The sequence below is a fragment of the Streptomyces sp. NPDC051133 genome (assembly GCF_040682635.1).
In the GTDB taxonomy this organism is placed as follows: domain Bacteria; phylum Actinomycetota; class Actinomycetes; order Streptomycetales; family Streptomycetaceae; genus Streptomyces.
On the sequence record NZ_JBFBBK010000092.1, the window covers coordinates 1 to 15455 of the forward strand.

Annotated in this window: 12 protein-coding genes and 5 pseudogenes; 4 read left to right on the forward strand and 13 right to left on the reverse strand. The window is 68.8% G+C overall.

Translation table 11 applies throughout. The features are described from left to right. Positions 1–87 precede the first annotated feature (87 nt). The 3 genes and pseudogenes from AB0N17_RS43425 to AB0N17_RS43435 form a co-directional block, all read right to left on the reverse strand. Positions 88–1044: pseudogene (locus AB0N17_RS43425) on the reverse strand (IS30 family transposase); the annotation flags it as partial. Positions 1045–1171: 127 nt separating this feature from the next. Next, positions 1172–1916, reverse strand: a pseudogene (locus AB0N17_RS43430) (IS3 family transposase); the annotation flags it as partial. 47 nt (positions 1917–1963) lie between these two features. Beyond that, positions 1964–2293, reverse strand: a complete 330-nt coding sequence (locus AB0N17_RS43435) for a transposase (protein WP_366017222.1) — start codon at positions 2291–2293, stop codon at positions 1964–1966. A gap of 571 nt (positions 2294–2864) precedes the next feature. On the opposite strand from AB0N17_RS43435, the gene AB0N17_RS43440 reads away from it, so the two are divergent. Continuing rightward, positions 2865–3152, forward strand: coding sequence for a hypothetical protein (locus AB0N17_RS43440; RefSeq protein ID WP_366017223.1), 288 nt, complete (start codon positions 2865–2867; stop codon positions 3150–3152). 1420 nt (positions 3153–4572) lie between these two features. Continuing rightward, positions 4573–5025 (forward strand): annotated as a pseudogene (locus AB0N17_RS43445) (transposase); the annotation flags it as partial. Between the two features lie 151 nt (positions 5026–5176). Here AB0N17_RS43445 and AB0N17_RS43450 read toward each other — a convergent pair. The 8 genes and pseudogenes from AB0N17_RS43450 to AB0N17_RS43485 all read right to left on the reverse strand — a co-directional run bounded on the left by AB0N17_RS43450 (position 5177) and on the right by AB0N17_RS43485 (position 11745). Then, positions 5177–5530 (reverse strand): hypothetical protein, encoded by a 354-nt coding sequence (locus tag AB0N17_RS43450; RefSeq protein ID WP_366017224.1) that lies wholly within the window; start codon positions 5528–5530, stop codon positions 5177–5179. A 243-nt stretch (positions 5531–5773) separates the two neighbouring features. After that, positions 5774–5947: a hypothetical protein gene (locus AB0N17_RS43455; protein WP_366017225.1), complete on the reverse strand. Its 174-nt coding sequence runs from the start codon at positions 5945–5947 to the stop codon at positions 5774–5776. Between the two features lie 497 nt (positions 5948–6444). Continuing rightward, positions 6445–7185 (reverse strand): methyltransferase domain-containing protein, encoded by a 741-nt coding sequence (locus tag AB0N17_RS43460; protein WP_366017226.1) that lies wholly within the window; start codon positions 7183–7185, stop codon positions 6445–6447. Positions 7186–7266: 81 nt separating this feature from the next. After that, positions 7267–8058: a methyltransferase domain-containing protein gene (locus AB0N17_RS43465; protein WP_366017227.1), complete on the reverse strand. Its 792-nt coding sequence runs from the start codon at positions 8056–8058 to the stop codon at positions 7267–7269. 535 nt (positions 8059–8593) lie between these two features. After that, positions 8594–8941 carry a hypothetical protein gene (locus tag AB0N17_RS43470; protein WP_366017228.1) on the reverse strand — a complete coding sequence of 116 codons (348 nt, stop codon included), beginning with the start codon at positions 8939–8941 and terminating at the stop codon, positions 8594–8596. After that, positions 8938–10704, reverse strand: coding sequence for a MobF family relaxase (gene mobF, locus AB0N17_RS43475; RefSeq protein ID WP_366017233.1), 1767 nt, complete (start codon positions 10702–10704; stop codon positions 8938–8940). The genes AB0N17_RS43470 and mobF overlap by 4 nt, the downstream gene beginning before the upstream one ends. Positions 10705–10934: 230 nt before the next feature. Then, positions 10935–11105: pseudogene (locus AB0N17_RS43480) on the reverse strand (helix-turn-helix domain-containing protein); the annotation flags it as partial. A 262-nt stretch (positions 11106–11367) separates the two neighbouring features. Then, on the reverse strand, positions 11368–11745 hold the full coding sequence (locus tag AB0N17_RS43485) for a hypothetical protein (RefSeq protein ID WP_366017229.1): 378 nt from the start codon (positions 11743–11745) through the stop codon (positions 11368–11370). A gap of 442 nt (positions 11746–12187) precedes the next feature. On the opposite strand from AB0N17_RS43485, the gene AB0N17_RS43490 reads away from it, so the two are divergent. Together AB0N17_RS43490 and AB0N17_RS43495 are read left to right on the forward strand one after the other, a co-directional pair. Then, a complete protein-coding gene (locus tag AB0N17_RS43490) occupies positions 12188–13336 on the forward strand; it encodes a ParA family protein (protein ID WP_366017230.1) in 1149 nt (382 codons plus the stop codon). Further along, the gene (locus AB0N17_RS43495) at positions 13333–14421 is read left to right on the forward strand and encodes a ParB/RepB/Spo0J family partition protein (protein ID WP_366017231.1); all 1089 of its coding nucleotides are present in this window, start codon (positions 13333–13335) and stop codon (positions 14419–14421) included. The genes AB0N17_RS43490 and AB0N17_RS43495 overlap by 4 nt, the downstream gene beginning before the upstream one ends. Positions 14422–14544: 123 nt before the next feature. On the opposite strand, the gene AB0N17_RS43500 is transcribed toward AB0N17_RS43495, so the two are convergent. Then, positions 14545–15237, reverse strand: coding sequence for a hypothetical protein (locus tag AB0N17_RS43500; protein WP_366017232.1), 693 nt, complete (start codon positions 15235–15237; stop codon positions 14545–14547). Beyond that, positions 15234–15455 (reverse strand): annotated as a pseudogene (locus AB0N17_RS43505) (hypothetical protein); the annotation flags it as partial. The pseudogene AB0N17_RS43505 and the gene AB0N17_RS43500, both read right to left, overlap by 4 nt.

A 15455-nucleotide genomic window follows, 5' to 3' on the forward strand; every position in this document is an offset into this window, starting at 1 on the left:
AAGCAGCAGAGTGCCGAGCAGCGGGTCTCAACGCATCAACAACTGTCCCTTTTCATCCGTACGCAGGTGGGGACGTTCACTTGTACGCCGACACCCGCTCTCCATGGCGAACTGGGCGTGGCCGGAGAGCTCCTTCCCGCGGTCCCAGGTGAGGGTCCTGCGTAGCTGCCCGGGCAGCTTGGCCATCGCTTCCGTCAGTGCCGCGTTCATCGCGGCGGCCCCGTATCCGCCGAGCGATGGCCCGTTCTTGACGTACGGTTTCTCACCCCAGCCCTCCAGGCGCGGGAGATGGACCAGGAGCGTGGAGCGGCTGCTGCGCTCGACGAGTGTGCCGATCGCGGACCTGCCCGTCCCGATGATCAGGTCGCCCTCCCAATGGCCGGGGACAGCACGGTCGTCGGCCTCGGCCGGGCGCTCGCTGAGAACGACGTCAGCGGTGACGTGGCCCTGCGGCTTGTTCCGGGACCGCGCCCTTGGCTCCCGCAGTGCACGGCCCGTGCGCAAGCACGTGACCAGCTCGCGCTTGAGCGCGCCTCGTCCTTCGATGAACAGCGACTGGTAGATCGCCTCATGGCTGATGCGCATGGAATCATCATCCGGGAAGTCGACCCGCAGCCGACAGGCGATCTGCTCCGGGCTCCATGCCGTTGACCACCGCCTGTCCTGGCGATGGGGCTTGTTCAGGCCCTTCCATGGCGGCGTCGCAGGACCTGGAACGACCGTGCCGTCGGGCCGGCGCACGTCACCGGCGAGTCGGTCCTGCACGTACTCACGCAAACGGTCGTTGTCCGCGAACTTGGCCGTCTTCGGGCGCTTCGCGGCCTGCTGCGCCTTCCACTGGGCCACCACGGCGCGGTAGACCGGCTTACCGCCCCTGGTCGCGGCGTTGCGACGCAGCTCGCGAGAGATCGTTCCCGGGTCGCGCCCGAGCGTGCGGGCGATCTCACGCACGCCCTTGTCCCGGGCCCTGAGCAAGGCGATCTCCTCGCGTTCGGCGAACGACAGGTAGCGGCCCGAGGGCTCGTCCAGACTCAGCGGCGCCATCCCGCCAGCGTGTCGGAACCATCGAATCCCGACCGGTGCCGACACGCCGACCCCCTCGGCGGCCTGGACCGAGGTGACCCCGGATGCGATCAGACGCCAGAAGTCCCGTTGCACAGCACGCGATGGCTCAGGCCGGCCCGGCGAGCGCATCGGCGGCCGCATCGCTCGGTCCGCAGCCCACTGCCGCCGCGCACCCGGTGGCGCCTGCGGCATCTGCTTCCTCGGTCGTCCCATTGCACACCTCCGTGATCAGAAGGTGTTGCGACGACCAGTTGAATTCGCCTGGAGACCCTGCGTCCAAATGATGAACGAGGCCGTGCAGGTCCGTAGCACCGGCACGGAACCGGGCGGCGACCGCCATCTCCAACGCGTCCAGGACCAGGGTGGTGCGCATGTGGCCGGCCGCGGACCAGCCGATGATTCGGCGGGCGTACACGTCGATGACGAACGCCACGTAGACCGTCCCGCCGACGGTGGCCACATACGTGAAGTCGGTGACCCACAGTCGGTTGGGTGCGGGCCGGTCGAACCGGCGTTTCACCAGGTCGGCGGGGCGGGCGGCGGCCGGATCCGGCACTGTGGTGCGGCGGGTGCGGCCGCGGACCGCGCCCCGCAGGCCCAGCTCGCGCATCAGGCGCTCGACGGTGCACCGGGCCACCGGTATCCCCTCCCGGTTCAGCTGCAGCCACACCTTCCTCGCCCCGTAGGCACCGAAGCTCTCGGCGTGGACCCGGGCGATCTCCCGCTTGAGGGTCTCCTCCCGCTCCGTGCGGACGGTCACCGCAGGGCGGCGCACCGCGTCGTAGAACGTGGACGCCGCCACGGGCAGCCCATGCTCGGACAGCACCGCGGCAGATGGGCTCGACTCCCCACCGCACCCCCGCCTCACCGATCTGGTCCTTGTGTTCGGCGATGAACATCACGAGGTCTTCTTGGGCCGGTCGAGCTCGGCCGCGAAGAAAATCGAGGCGGCCCGCAGGATCTCGTTGGCCCGCTTCAGCTCCCTCACTTCGGCCCGCAACCGGCGCAGCTCCGCCGACTCGGCTGTGCTCGTCCCAGCCCTGGTGCCGGCGTCGACCTCGGCCTGGCGGACCCACTTGCGCAGCGTCTCCGCGGTGCCGATGCCGAGCTTCTCAGCGACCGAGCAGATCGCCGCCCACTCGGTCGGATGGTCGGGCCGGACCTCGGCCACCAGCCGCACCGCACGCTCCCGCAGCTCGGCCGGGTAGTTCCTCGAAGGACGTGACATGGACTCCATCTCCTCACGAAGTGGAGTCTCCGAACACACCGGGGTGGTTCATCTTTGAACCTCGCGGCGGCGGAGCGTCCGGTGCGATGACGTGCCCATCTGCCGCGTGGGCCGTTGAGCGGGGTACCGGTCGTGCGTCGGCCCGCCCCTGCGAGCCGCTCGGCCGGCTGGAACATCGAGCACCAGGCAGAGCCCGCCGCTGCGGTGCGGACCGTGGGCTGCCGCAGGCCGTCAACGAGGCGCGAGAACGAGATCATCAGGGGTTCAAAGATGGGTTCCTAGCGTGCGGCCATGGAACACACTCCGATGCCCGCCCCACTGCGCCTCGCGGTCCACCAGCTCGTTGCCGAGGCGGTCATGAACTGCGAGGAGGTGCTGCGCTACACCGAGCCCGACCAGGCGCACACCTGGAAGCGGATGACGCTGTACCGGGCCACGGACGCGTCGGACACCATGGACATGGTCTCCATGCTGATCGCCGCATACTGCCAGCGCACAGGCATGGCACAGGACGCGCTGGAGTCGTACCTCCAGATCCGGCAGCAGCACAGCCGTGCGGCTGGACCGACAGATGCCGAACGGGCCCATCTGGCAGGCCTGCTGGGTGAGCAGGCTCCCGAAAGTGCCGGGGAGCGGGGGCTGGCACGCGGCCGATATCGGCGGGGAGTACACGGCCGAGAACGCGCAGCAGGTGGAGGACGACCCGCAGAACCTGTTCACCCAGGCGTGCCTGCACGGGCTGCGCGCCCGGCTGTGCGACGACGTCGACGCCCTCGACAGCTATCTCCCGCCTCAGATCGCGGCGATGGCGCGGAAGGTGGCAGAGGCCCTGGAAGTGCCGCAGCCGGCTACCGGGTGATGCACACGGCGCCTCGTCGGGCCAGCGCGCCCGGCCTGCGCACCACTGCTTCGGCGTGACCTTTCTGCACACCCGGCGTTGGACACGACAACGCGTGCAGGACGCCCCCTCCGTGGACGCGTACGCAGACGAGGGGCCCCGACCGTGCCCGGCTCCGGGGCCCCTCCTGCCCCCGGGCGCACTCCAAACCGCTCCCCATTCCGCCGATTGACGCAAGGGCGGAACGGACGGAGCCATGCCGGGTTCTGCTCCAACCAGGCGCGCACCGCCTGCTCAGTCGCCTGGTGCAGCGTGACATCGAGGGCAACGCATCGAACCTTGAAAGCCCTGTGCAGGTCGGACGGGAGATAGGACCCGAAGGCCACTCGCCTGCTCGGCTGCGGCGTGGGAGCACTGAAGGGACTGAGCTGCTGATCCTGCCTCTGACCAGCGGCGAAGCGTGCGAGCGCCTCGTACGACTCGGAGTTCGTCATGAGCTGCCAACGAGCCGGACGGCTTCCTGGTGTGCTGCTCGCCCGACACCAGTCCCTCAGGATCCGGGATTTTGCCCCGGCCGCGCGCGGCCCCGCCGACGCGCGCGAGGAAACCGGCGGACGCCCCGATCCCCCGAAGCGCCCCCCGCGTCCCGCCCGCTCCCTCCCTTCTTCTTCCAGGCCGAGCCGGTCGCGGGGTGCTCTGAGGGGGATGTCAGATCCCCGACCACGCCTCTACGCGCCCGGTGACCTGCAAAGACAGCGAACGCGCGCGGAAACTCGCGCAAGAGATGCCGCAAGGGAAGGCGCAAGAGATCGTGCAGGAGATGCCGCAAGAGATACTGCCGCCGGGCGCGGTCCGGAGTCACCCAAACAGGCGCCGCCGAGGGCGCCGGCTTCGGTGACCATCTGCAGGCGGCCAAGGTCTGACTCGTACTGCTTACGCAGCAGGCCGATGCGGGCAAGCAGAGAACGGACTTCACCGGCACTCGGGACGTGATCGGCCTTGCCGCGCTCGATGCCGAGCTGGAGGAGTGGGAGACCGGCCCGGAACGGCTGGACGCCGAGCAGTGGGTCCTGCTCCGGGGCCTTCGGGAACTCGCTCTGGCGAACGCATGGACCGATCTGCCCCTGCGGGAATTGACCCAAGAAGAGCAGAAGTTGCAGAAACACACGGAACCCAAGATGCTCCGGATCATGTCGCGAGCCCAGAAGCTGCTCCCCAAGTACTTGGAGCCCAGGCTCAAGGCTCTGGAGAAGGAGGCGCCGCTGGAGCTCCCCGTGATGTGGCTGAAGGAGTGGCACGAGGATTGCGCCGCGCTGAATGCCGGCGCCTACTTCCACGAGGACTTCGTCACCGAGATGAAGGCCTACCTTGCCGCGGCCGCGGAGGAAGGGATCCGGCCGCAGCCGAACGCGGCCGACTCGCCTGGCCGGGCAGCAGTGACGTGCTCGTCGTGGACGGCACGCTGGTACCCACCCGTGACCGGTCGGTCGCCGCCTCCTCGAAGAGCCACCGCTGCTCAGCGAACATGCAGGTCCTCATCAAGGCCGACACCAAGCTTGTGCTCGCCGTCGGCCGGCCTTTGCCTGGCAACCACAACGACTGCACTGCCTTCGCCGACTCCGGGATCAACACCGCGTGCGGGGTTGCGACCGTCATCGCCGACGGCGGCTACCGGGGGACCGGACTGCTCATCCCGCACCGCCGTCAGCCCGGACAGGAGCGGCTACCGCAGTGGAAAGAAGAGCACAACGCGTCCCACCGCCGAGTGCGAGAGCGCGTCGAGCACGTCTTCGCGCGCATGAAGAACTGGAAGATCCTCCGCGACTGCAGGCTCCAGGGCGACGGCGTCTACTGGGCAACCAGCGGCGTCGCCCATATGCACAACCTGGCCTAGGCGAGCTGACCGGTGGTGCGGGCGGGGAGCCGTCCGACCGCGGCGGGGCCGCTTGGACGACGGGTGGCGTGTCTGTGTCCGGCCGGGTACCCACCGGTGGGTGGTGCCCTGGTGTGGTCCCGGCCGGGACCACACCAGGGCACCGGGGGCATTACGGGCTGACATTGACATAGAAGGCGACGAACTTCCGGCCCGGCAGGGATGTGTTCTCGCCCACGATGAACTTGTTGCCTTGGCAGTGGGCTTTGTCGTAGACGTCGATCTCCACGTCAGTAGCGTTGTCGGGTGTATAGGCTGCCGTGGTCGTCCCGTTCTCCACTTCCGGAACCTCGTAGCAACGGCCGTCCGGTGGGCTGGTCACGGTAACGCTGTGCTCCTCACCGTTCGCATCTTTGTAGCGGTAGTAGAAATCTCCGTCCGCGTTGGCGGAGGCGGAGCCGGGAATGGCGAGGAGCAGTGCCAGGGCGGACACGGCAGCGGTGGCGATGACGCGCAGACGGGCCAAGGTGGAATCCTCACGTGGCAGCTACGTGCTCAGACACCTCCGGACTGCCCAGCGCGGTCTCCGGCCAACCGTCACTTCACCCGAACGGGGACGACGAACGTGTCCACGCCCTGTTCGGATCGCCCCTGGTCAAGCCCGCCCTGCCCCTCCTGCGGGACGTCCGCCCCACCGTGAGGTCGGGGCGGTCGCCGTTGCGCGTCACGGCACAGTCAGGGGAACCAGCAATGCCCCGTGCCGGGTCGGCTACGAGCCGGTGAGGTTGAGGTTGGTGACTGTGTCCTGGAGGCCGTTGACCGCGTTCCCGACCGTGGCGACGAGCGAATCCACGGCGGCGCCGGGCGCGGCGGCGGAGGCGGGTGTGACGAGGACGCCGAGGAGCGCGGCGGTTCCCAGGAATACGGCAGCGACGCGCAGCATGGCGAAATGCCTTTCAGGCGAAGGGGAGTTGGCGCTCGAATCAGCGATCAGATCGAGTCGCCCCCCAACTGCCCAAGCCGATGGCCGGGCAGGCGCCACTCACCCGAACGGGGAGACACAGTAACGATCCTCTGCCTGCAGGCCCCTCCCTCCTCGGCACACCTGCCATGTACCTTTCACAGCTCCTCTGTCACCAGCGCCATCAACACAGTTTTGAACCTCGCGGCGGCGGAGCGTCCGGTGCGATGACGTGCCCATCTGCCGCGTGGGCCGCTCAGCGGGGTACCGGTCGTGCGTCGGCCCGCCCCTGCGAGCCGCTCGGCCGGCTGGGCATCGAGCACCAGGCGGAGCCCGCCGCTGGGGTGCGGACCGTGGGCTGCCGCGTGGTGGCTTTGACGAGTGTGTCACCGGCCGCAAATGTCTGAACGTCAGTTGACGGCCCAGGAGAGCAGGCCCGGTTCTCGCCAGAAACAGCCCTGCGGACCGAAAGCCGACGGTCACGGCAGGAAGGCAGTGAACGCTGCGATGAACGGGTTCGCGTCAGCTGTGTCCCAGTAGCCCGTTTCCTGCGCGGCAATCTCGCTCTCGGTCAGGACGGGTAGGTGCCAGGTCAGGTCACACAGCCCGGCTTCACGAACAGCTGCGGCATAGATGTCGGTGTCCCATTGAGAGACCGACAGGGCGATACTCCCGGTCGGGGTGAGCAGTGCGATCTCCAGGACCCGTTGGCCGGGGGCGGCGGTGGCGTTGCGGACTGTCAGGCCGTAGGGCGTCCAGTCAGGGCCGGCAGGATCATGGCCGGGATTGATGGTGATGGCCACCAGGCGGCCGCCGGGCCGCAGGGCCCGGGCGGCACCGGCTGCCATGGCTGCGAGGTCGGCCGGAGTCTGGGCGTAGTTGAAGAGCCATACGGCGGTGACCAGGTCGAAAGTGCCCAGGTTGGGCGTGGTGCGGGCATCGGCTGTATGGAAGGTGACGGCGGGGGTGTCCGTGGCGCGGCGGGCGTGGTGGATCATTTCGGGAGAGATGTCCACGCCCACGACCTCGGTAGCGCCGAGGTCGTGGGCCAGGCGGGCGTAGGCGCCGTACCCGGTGGCCAGGTCCAGGACCCTTTGCCCGGTCAGGTCTCCGGCCTGATCGCGAAACAAGCGGCGTTCCGCGATCGGGAGGGTGGCGGTGGTTTTGTACTGGCGGTACTGGTCGCCCACGGTGTCGTACCGGGGAGTGTCGGTGCTCACCCCAGCACCCTAGGACCGCAGGGCGAGGACCCGCGAAATGGCACCACGGTGCGTTGCCCTGTTCCGCCGATGGGCTGCCCCTCACACGGGCGTTGACGCCGGCACCTTACGGAGGCGCAGGCAGTCCTGGGTACTGCTGAAGGCGAAGCCTCCGTCTTCAGCGGCGAAGTATCGAGCCACATACTCGTGGAGCTCCGCTCGTGTGGGCAGCGCGGATAGCTGGCTGAGCGGGACGAGGTTCAGCATGAACTCCGCGATGGTCACCGCGGTGTCCGCGTCCGGCGTACGGACCATCGCGGGAACCGGCTCGACGCTTGCTGCGGCCGTCGGACATGCTCCCGCGGCCACTAGTTCCCGGCGCAGGGCGGCAAGGTCGAAGGCGACGCCCGTGAAGTGCCGGAGCATCCGCATGCAGTCACTGCCGGGGTTCTGCAGCATCACGACCAGCTCGCCACCATCCGTGACCCACTCCAGCATGCGTGCCACCGTCGCCACCCACTCGGCACGGGGCAGGTAGTAAAGGACATGGGAACAGAGAACGAGGTCCGCCCGCTCCGTGATCTTTGCGTCCGCCACCGGCTCGGCCACGATCACCGCCTGCGGACAGGCCCGCCCCAGCGCTTCGTGCAGGTGCACGCTCGGCTCGACAGCCACCGTCCGGAGAAAGTCCGGCGCGAGATGACGCGTCGTCCCACCCTCCCCCGCACCGACATCGATGAACAGCCGGCGTGACGGCAACCCGGACACCACCCGGGACAAGAACGCCTGCGCGTTCACCTTCTGATCCGTATGAGCCAGGAACGCCTCAAAAGCCTCCCGGTAGGAAGCACTCAACGAATCGAACACCTGAACAGTCGGAGAGGGTGACAGCACGACGCAACGAGTCCCTTCAGGCACCTAGACAGCAGAGAGTCCGCACGCTCAACTCGACCCGCACTCAACGGTCACCCCACCGAAGCCAGTTGGCGCAAAGCCGCAGCACCACAAGCCCCCACCAACAAACGGATCGATAGTCAACGCAGCTGCACTGCGCGTGGGCGTCCAGGACGGCGGGCAGTTCGCCGCGGACCCCGTGATCTGCGTGGGACCGGCACTCTGGCCCGGCCCGGCTTGGTGCTGTATGGCGCGACCATCTGCAACGAGTAGTCCTGACCCGCCAGTCCGCAGACGTCAAGCTGGTTTCCAGCGCCTGCCGGGGCTGTGTCAAAAGGAATCGTCCTCGGTGGCGGACCTGGTCAAGGGGTAGCGCACGCCACCGGCCGCACCTGGTCAAGGGGTCGGTCGGCGGTGGGCGCACCGGTGTGATCCACTCGGTGGGGCCCCACTGAGTGGAGTCCACCCGATGTCGTGCATCGCCACCGGATGTAGAACATCGTGGGCTCCACTCCGTGGACGATGCCCGGCATCGTCACCACAGCCAGGCGTTGGAGTGCCGCACCCGGGACAGGGCGCGGGCATCGCGGCGCGCGGCCGCGTTGCCGATCCGGCTCTGCCGGGAGCGGGGCCGGCGCGACTGCGCGGCGGCGAGGCGGCGCTTGGCGGCGTCCCGGAGTCGCCGCCGCTGCTTACGCAGCTCCACCTTCTTCGCCGCCTTCGACTTCGGCTTCCGGGGGCGCTTCCAGATCGGCTGCCACCCCACAGGCTCATCGGGCTCGGGCTCCCGGTCCTCTTCGAGCGCGGCGGCCATCTCCGCGCGGGCGGCACGGGCGCGGGTGAGGGCGTCTTCGGGGGCGGGCTGTTCTTCCGGGGTGCTCACGTGGCTCCTCCTGTGGTCCGGCCCGGCGTGTGCTGGATGCCGGGCTGCTGGGTGTGCGGCGGCGGGGCCGTCCCCGGGGCGGGCTGCGGGCGGGGGCCGTGGGCGGCCACGCGCGCCCGCCGGCTGTCCTGAAGCGCGGCGGCCACCTGCGCGGCAGCGGCTTCCAAGGTCTGGCGCGTCTGTTCCACCGTGACCACGCCAGTCCCCGGTTCCTGGAGGCGGCCGTCCTTCGGGTCGGTGCGGAACGGCCGCGGGTGCGACCTCGAGGCGGCGGGCACCGTGACGGCGTACGGCCGGGGACGGGAACCCAGGCGCTCCGCACGGCGCGCGGCGCGGACCCGGGCGGCCAGGGCGCCGGCGGCGAGGCGGGCACGCTCGTACTGGGGCGCGGTGCGCCTGCGGGTCAGCGGGCGCAGCACGGCCTGGTCCTCGGTGTCGCTCGGGTACAGGGCGCGTAGGTCGGCGGTCATCTTCCGGCCGCGCCCGACGGGGCGGGTGTAGTCGTCGACGACCGCCTGCACGATCTGTTCATCCAGGCCGGGCTGGTGAGGTCGGCCGCGCAGGGCGTAGGCGAGGTGGCGGCGGGCTTCGGCAAGGAGGTGGTGGCGCTTGAAGGCGCCGCGCATCACGTACACCACGGCGACGGTGTCGACGGCGGCCAGGACGACGTCGACCACCGGCCGCACCCGCGCCCACGCTGCCGCGGCCGCCGCTCGCGCACGCTGTGCAAGCCGGTAGACGGTGCAGGCGCCGAACGCCCGTATCGCAGAGGCGCGCCATCGCTCGCGCAGCTCGGTCAGCGACAGCATCACCGTGCGCTTCGGCGGGCGCGTCTGGTCGGCGGCCTGGCAGCCCAACGCGTAGGCGGCCCGCTCCCCCGGCGGGTGCCCCTGCCGTTCTTCGTAGTCAGCCGTGAGGACGGACAGCGCGTCCTCGATCTGCTGGCGGCGGGTCGACTGCCAGCCGATGAGCCGCTGGTCGATCCCGGCGATCTCCATGACGGGCCGGCGGCCGGGCGTCACCTCGCGCGGCTCCCACGCCCACCCCAGCCGGGCGGACACCTCCTCCATGAAGTACAGGATGTAGAAGGTGTCAGCGGCAACGATGCGGGCCATCAGCGAGTCCGCCGACAGGTTGCCCCACGTCCCCTTGTCATCCGGCCGCCGGGCACGGATCGACACCACTGCATGATCGTGAAGAAGCGGCTTCGACTCGGCAGCTCTCGACTCGTAATGCCGGAACACCGCGACGATCAGCCCATCCCGGACCGGCTTGCGGATCTTGCCGCCGCTCCTCCAGCGGATCTCCGCGACCGAATCCTCAAACCACGCCAGCGTCTTGTCCCTGGCAATGTCCTGGCACAGCTCCAGCACCAGCCGCGTCTCGTCATCCCCGAGCGCCCATGCGATGTGCGCCGTCGACGGCGCCCGGAACACCAGGTCCATAGCCAGCCAGGGCGTCCGCTCCTTGGCCTTCTCGGTCTTCGGCGAGCGGTTGTGCTCGATGGGCCTGCCCAACACGGTCGCCCGCCGCGCCGCCGCCGGATCGTCGCCCGCCTCCAGGCGCTCGCGCTCGATCCGGTCGGCATCCGGGTGCCGGCCTTCCCCGAGGAGCAGTTCCGCTTGCCGCTCGGTCACCACATCCCCGGCCTTGAGACCGACCACGGCCAGGCCCCGCCCCTTCCACACGCCGGGCGGGACACCGGCTTCGTCCTGGGCGGCGCGCAGCGGCGTACCCGCAGCGCGGTGGCCGTCGCCGACCATCACGCCACGGAAGAGATAGCGCCACCCGTCACCTGGGCGAACCTCCGCTTTACTGATCACCGGCCCATGGTGACCCGCCCTTGACCTGCATAAAAGCGCGATCTCGGGTCCGTCCCGCCGGGCGGGAGGCCATCACCAGATCTTTACCGCAGCGCCCGCCAGGCGGGCCGTCACACCAGTCTGTGGACGGCAGGACCAGCCTGGTATCGGGCGTCCCAACCCCGCTTGAATCAGCTCACGCTGCGCAGGCTGTCCCGCAGATAGTCGTGCACGGCTTCCTCCGGCACCCGCAAGGCTCGCCCCACGCGGACGGCCGGGAGCTCTCCGCTGTGGACCAGGCGGTACACGGCGAGTTTCGAACTCCGCATGATGGCGGCGACTTCAGCGACGGTGAGAAGCCGCCCTCCATATCGCGGCCCGGGCGGTGCCGACGATGCCGGCCTTTGCTGGGCTGCCGACGCACGCTGAGTCGCAGCGGGCTGCGGCGCGGGAGGTCCGTCCGTGCGCGGCTGTGTGGTGGCTGGTCCGTCCTGGAAGGCGGGGGTGACTCGCGCCAGCGCGTCGATCAACTGGCGGGCAAAGCCCTGGCGGGCAGGGCGCGGTGTCGGCTGGAAGGCCGGGGTGGTGCGCGCGAGGGCGACGCAGAGCTGGGAGCTGAACGAGTCAGGCCGCACCGGGACCTCCTTGCGCGGATGCGTTGGCCATCTGAGCGGTCGCGCCAGGTGCTACTTGCGGCAGGGGTTCCACCGCCTGGTGGGCCAGGCCCTGGCGGAGGAACTGCTCAACGATCTTCGGGGCGGCAATTCCGACCGCGAGTGGGCCCAGTGGACCGGCGACTTGCGCCGATGCGCCGAACGCGGCTGCCAGGCCTCCGCCCAGCACGACCCGGATGACCACTGAAGCCAGGTAGGCGGCGAAGGCGACTTCGCCCTTCTTGCGCCAGGGGAAGTCTTTGACCCGGTGGATCGCGCGGTACAGGGCCAGGCTCTCCACCGAGGCCGCACCAGACAATCCCCACAAGGCCGCCACCCACCACAGCACCAGAAGTTCCCCTCCCCCGCACGAGACGATCCGGATCCGACACAGAATGCCCCGCCCTGCTGGCAGCCACGAGAGAGCCGACGGCCATATTCGCCAGGCAGCCGCCGGGATCCAGACAGATGGGCCGCCCCCCAAGCAGCGATCACACTTCTGCCCTGGACTCGCTATGGCTCCGGTCGCCGACATCGTGCGAATACTGCGGGACAGTCAGTCACCCACGCTTCCCCCACGACAACAACCAACGGCATCCGCCAACACACCCCACTGCCAGCTCTGCAAGGGGGTGCGGCAACACGCGCTGCGGCAGCACCATTTCGGGTGTCCACCTGCCGCTGGCCGCCTCTCGCTCCCTCAGGTGTTCGCCCGGCTACATGAGCCTCAACAGGTGATGCGTGAACCACTTCCGTCCTGCCGCGCGGCTGACCTAGTAAAGTTCGGCCGCATGAGCATCCCGAGCCCCAGAGCAGAGCGAGAGAAGCTAATTACTGCTCTCGCTCCCAAGCTGCGCAGGCATCTGAAGATCCGCGCCTTTGAGCACGGAATGGACATCCAGGACGCAACCGAGCACGCCATCAAGGCCTGGTACGAAGCCGACGACGTCCCCGAAGTCGACACCGAGGGAGCCAAGACCTGGGGGACGTTCCTCCCTGTCGGCGGCCCTGACGAATTCAAGGCCGTCTGCTCGCAGCGCGGCATCACCTACGTGCAGGGGCTCGCGCAGGCGTTGACTCTGTGGCTCAACAACCACCCCTCCCCCACGACCCCGCTGGTGTCACAGCCGGTCGTGCGGGTCATAGTGGCCAACCAGAAAGGCGGCGTCGGCAAGACGTTCATCTCCTCTGGCATTGCGCAGGCTCTCGCCGAGGCCGGCCGTCGCGTCCTGATCATTGACTACGACCCGCAAGGGCACCTCACTGCCGAGCTCGGCTTCGAAGACCTCATGTACGAGGACGACGTTGAGACGCTGATGATGCACATGGACGGCACCGCAAAGGGCGACATCCACGACCTGCTGGTCGCCCTGGACCAGAAGCGCTTCGGTGAGCGGCTGCATCTGCTTCCCGCGTCCGACGACGCGTTCCTCCGGGACGTCGCCCTGTCCAAGGTGAGCTTCAGCGAGGCCGCCCTGGAACGCGCTCTGGAGCCGCTGGAAGCGGATTACGACGTCATCATCATCGACGGCCCGCCCAGCCTCGGCCTGAACATGGACACCGCCCTGTACTACGTGCGCCGCCGCGAAGGTGAACTCGCGGACCGATCAGGCGTCATCACCCCGGTCTGGGCCAACAAGGCGTCCCACCGCGCCTTCCGCCTGCTGAAGTCCCAGAAGGACGACCTGTGCAAGAAGGGTCGGATCCAGGTCGACTACCTGGGCCTGATCATCAACGCGTACGACAGCCGGCGCGGCAAGCTCGTGAAGGAGAACAAGGATGAGTGGGAGAAGAGCAGCTCCCCGCCCGTTCTGGCGGTGATCGGTGACCTGAAGGAAGGCCGCGAGGCCGCTGACGGCGAGATCCCGCTGCTTGAGTACGCACCGGACAGCGAACACGCGCAGGCGATGCGCGACCTGGCGAAGGAACTGGCGGTATGAGGAACACCAGCAAGAAGGACGGCCAGCAGCGGGTCACGCGCGGCTTCAGCATTGATGAGGATGGGCCAGGCGGAGAGCCGGAAGCTCCCCGTCGGATCCGGACCCGCTCACAGATCATGAACGGGGAAGGCAAGAGGCCTCCGGCCTCGGTGAAGCTGGCACTGCTGGCGCACAATCCCTTCAACCCGCGCGAAGAGCTCACCAACCTCGAAGAGACTGCGGATTCGCTGCGAGCCAAAGGCCAGATCCAGCCGGTCACCGTGGCGCGGCGAGCCGCTTTCCTGACGGCTCACCCCGGTCAGGAAGACTCGCTCGCTGAAGCCGAGTACGTCGTCATCGACGGCAACCGGCGTCTGGCTGCCGCGCATCTGGCCGGCCTCGAAGAGCTGCGGATCGACGTCAACGACGACCTCGCGGCGAGCGCGGCGGACCTCCTGGAGTCTGCGCTGATCGCCAACATCCACCGCGAGGATGTGGCTCCCATGGACCAGGCGAAGGCGATCCAGGATCTCGTGAAGGTTCATGGGTCGCAGGGCGAGGTAGCCCGGAGACTGGGAAAGACGCCGCCTTGGGTGTCTCAGCGCCTGGCGCTCTTGGAGCTCACGCCCGAGCTCCAGGAGCAGGTGGAGACAGGTGAGCTGAAGGTTGAACCGGCTCGCCGGATCGGCCGGCTCCCTAAGGCGCAGCAGGCGGGCGAGGCGAAGAAGGCCATCGAGGCCGCGAAGGCCCCTCGTCAGCGGCGCAAGCCTGCGGTGGAACAGACGAGCGAGGCCTCAACCGTTAACGCCGTTAATACCCCCGAGGGCGGGGCGCTGGCGGGCTCCCCCGCACAGCCGACCGTTAACGCCGTTAATACCCAGGAGCGTCAGGCCCATGAGAGCGCGGCGCAGTCCGAGGCCGAACAGTCAGGACAGCTGCCGTACGGAGATGCCCTCTCGGTGGTCACCCATCTACACCTGAAGATGGAGCCCGCGGTCTTCGCTGACGGTGCTCGCGTGTGGCTGAGGATCCTGCGCGAGCAGTATCCGGACGCGTACGACACGCTGCTCAAGGAACTGACCCAGCAAGAGCATCAGCCTGCCTGAGTTCCCGTAGCCCTGAAACGCAAAAGGCCCGTACTCCCCTCGCAGGGAGTACGGGCCTTCGTCATGCTCAGCAGTACGTCACAGCACCCAGGTGGCCGAGCGCTCCCTTGTGCAGAACCGTGGTCACCATGGGGCGCTCACGTCTTTGAGGAGGGCCGCCAGGAGCTCGCAGGTGTCGGACTCATGCGGGTCGCTGTAGGAGGCGTGGTCGCTGACGTGGAACACCGTGTCCTTCGCGGTGACCGTGTAGCCGGGCATGACCGTGGCCGCCTTGCCCTCCAGCAGGGTGTTGAGGCGATCCGCGTCGCGGGAGGCGAGCCAGGTCTGGGTGTACGGGCCCATGCGTAGCAGGATCCGGCCGGAGTTGTCCTTCCGGCGGGCTTCGACGTGGACGGCGTAGTGCGCGGCCTCCATGCCGACGTCGTCGGGGATCTCCAGGCCCGCCGCGGCGTGGGTGAGCGGTGTGAGGGCCGGGTTCCACACTCCGAGGATCTTGTCCGTCTCGCAGCGCAGCCAGCCCCTGCCGGTGTAGCCGAGCTGGTGACCGTGGAGGTAGGCCGCAGCGTGCGGGGTGTCGGGGTGGACCAGGGAGACAGCGATCAGGTCGGGGCCGTGGTCGTCGCCCGGTCGGGGGTGGGCCCTTTCCACGAACGGTCCGACGCGTACGGCGATGTCCCGGTAGAGGCCGGGCGTCCAGGTCTCCATCTCGCGCAGTGCGGCGAGCATCGCGCGGAACTGGTCGATGGCGGCCTGCTCCTCGGGGCTCAGGGCGCCGGGCACGTGACCGCAGCGGCGGAAGAGGGAGGGTCGCTTCATCGGGCGGGCTCCTGCTCGAGGCTGGTGGTGAGGACGCGCGGCAGGTGACGGTGAAGGTGCTCGACTTCGACCTGGCGGCCGCGGGCGCGCAGTGCGTGGGCCAGGAGTTCGGTGAGGCCGCATGCACTTTTCCGGACTAAGGAATCGATCATGAAGTGGTCGTCTCCAGCACGTGGGTGGAGGTGCTCGACTTCGACGTCACGGTCGCGTCCGCGGAG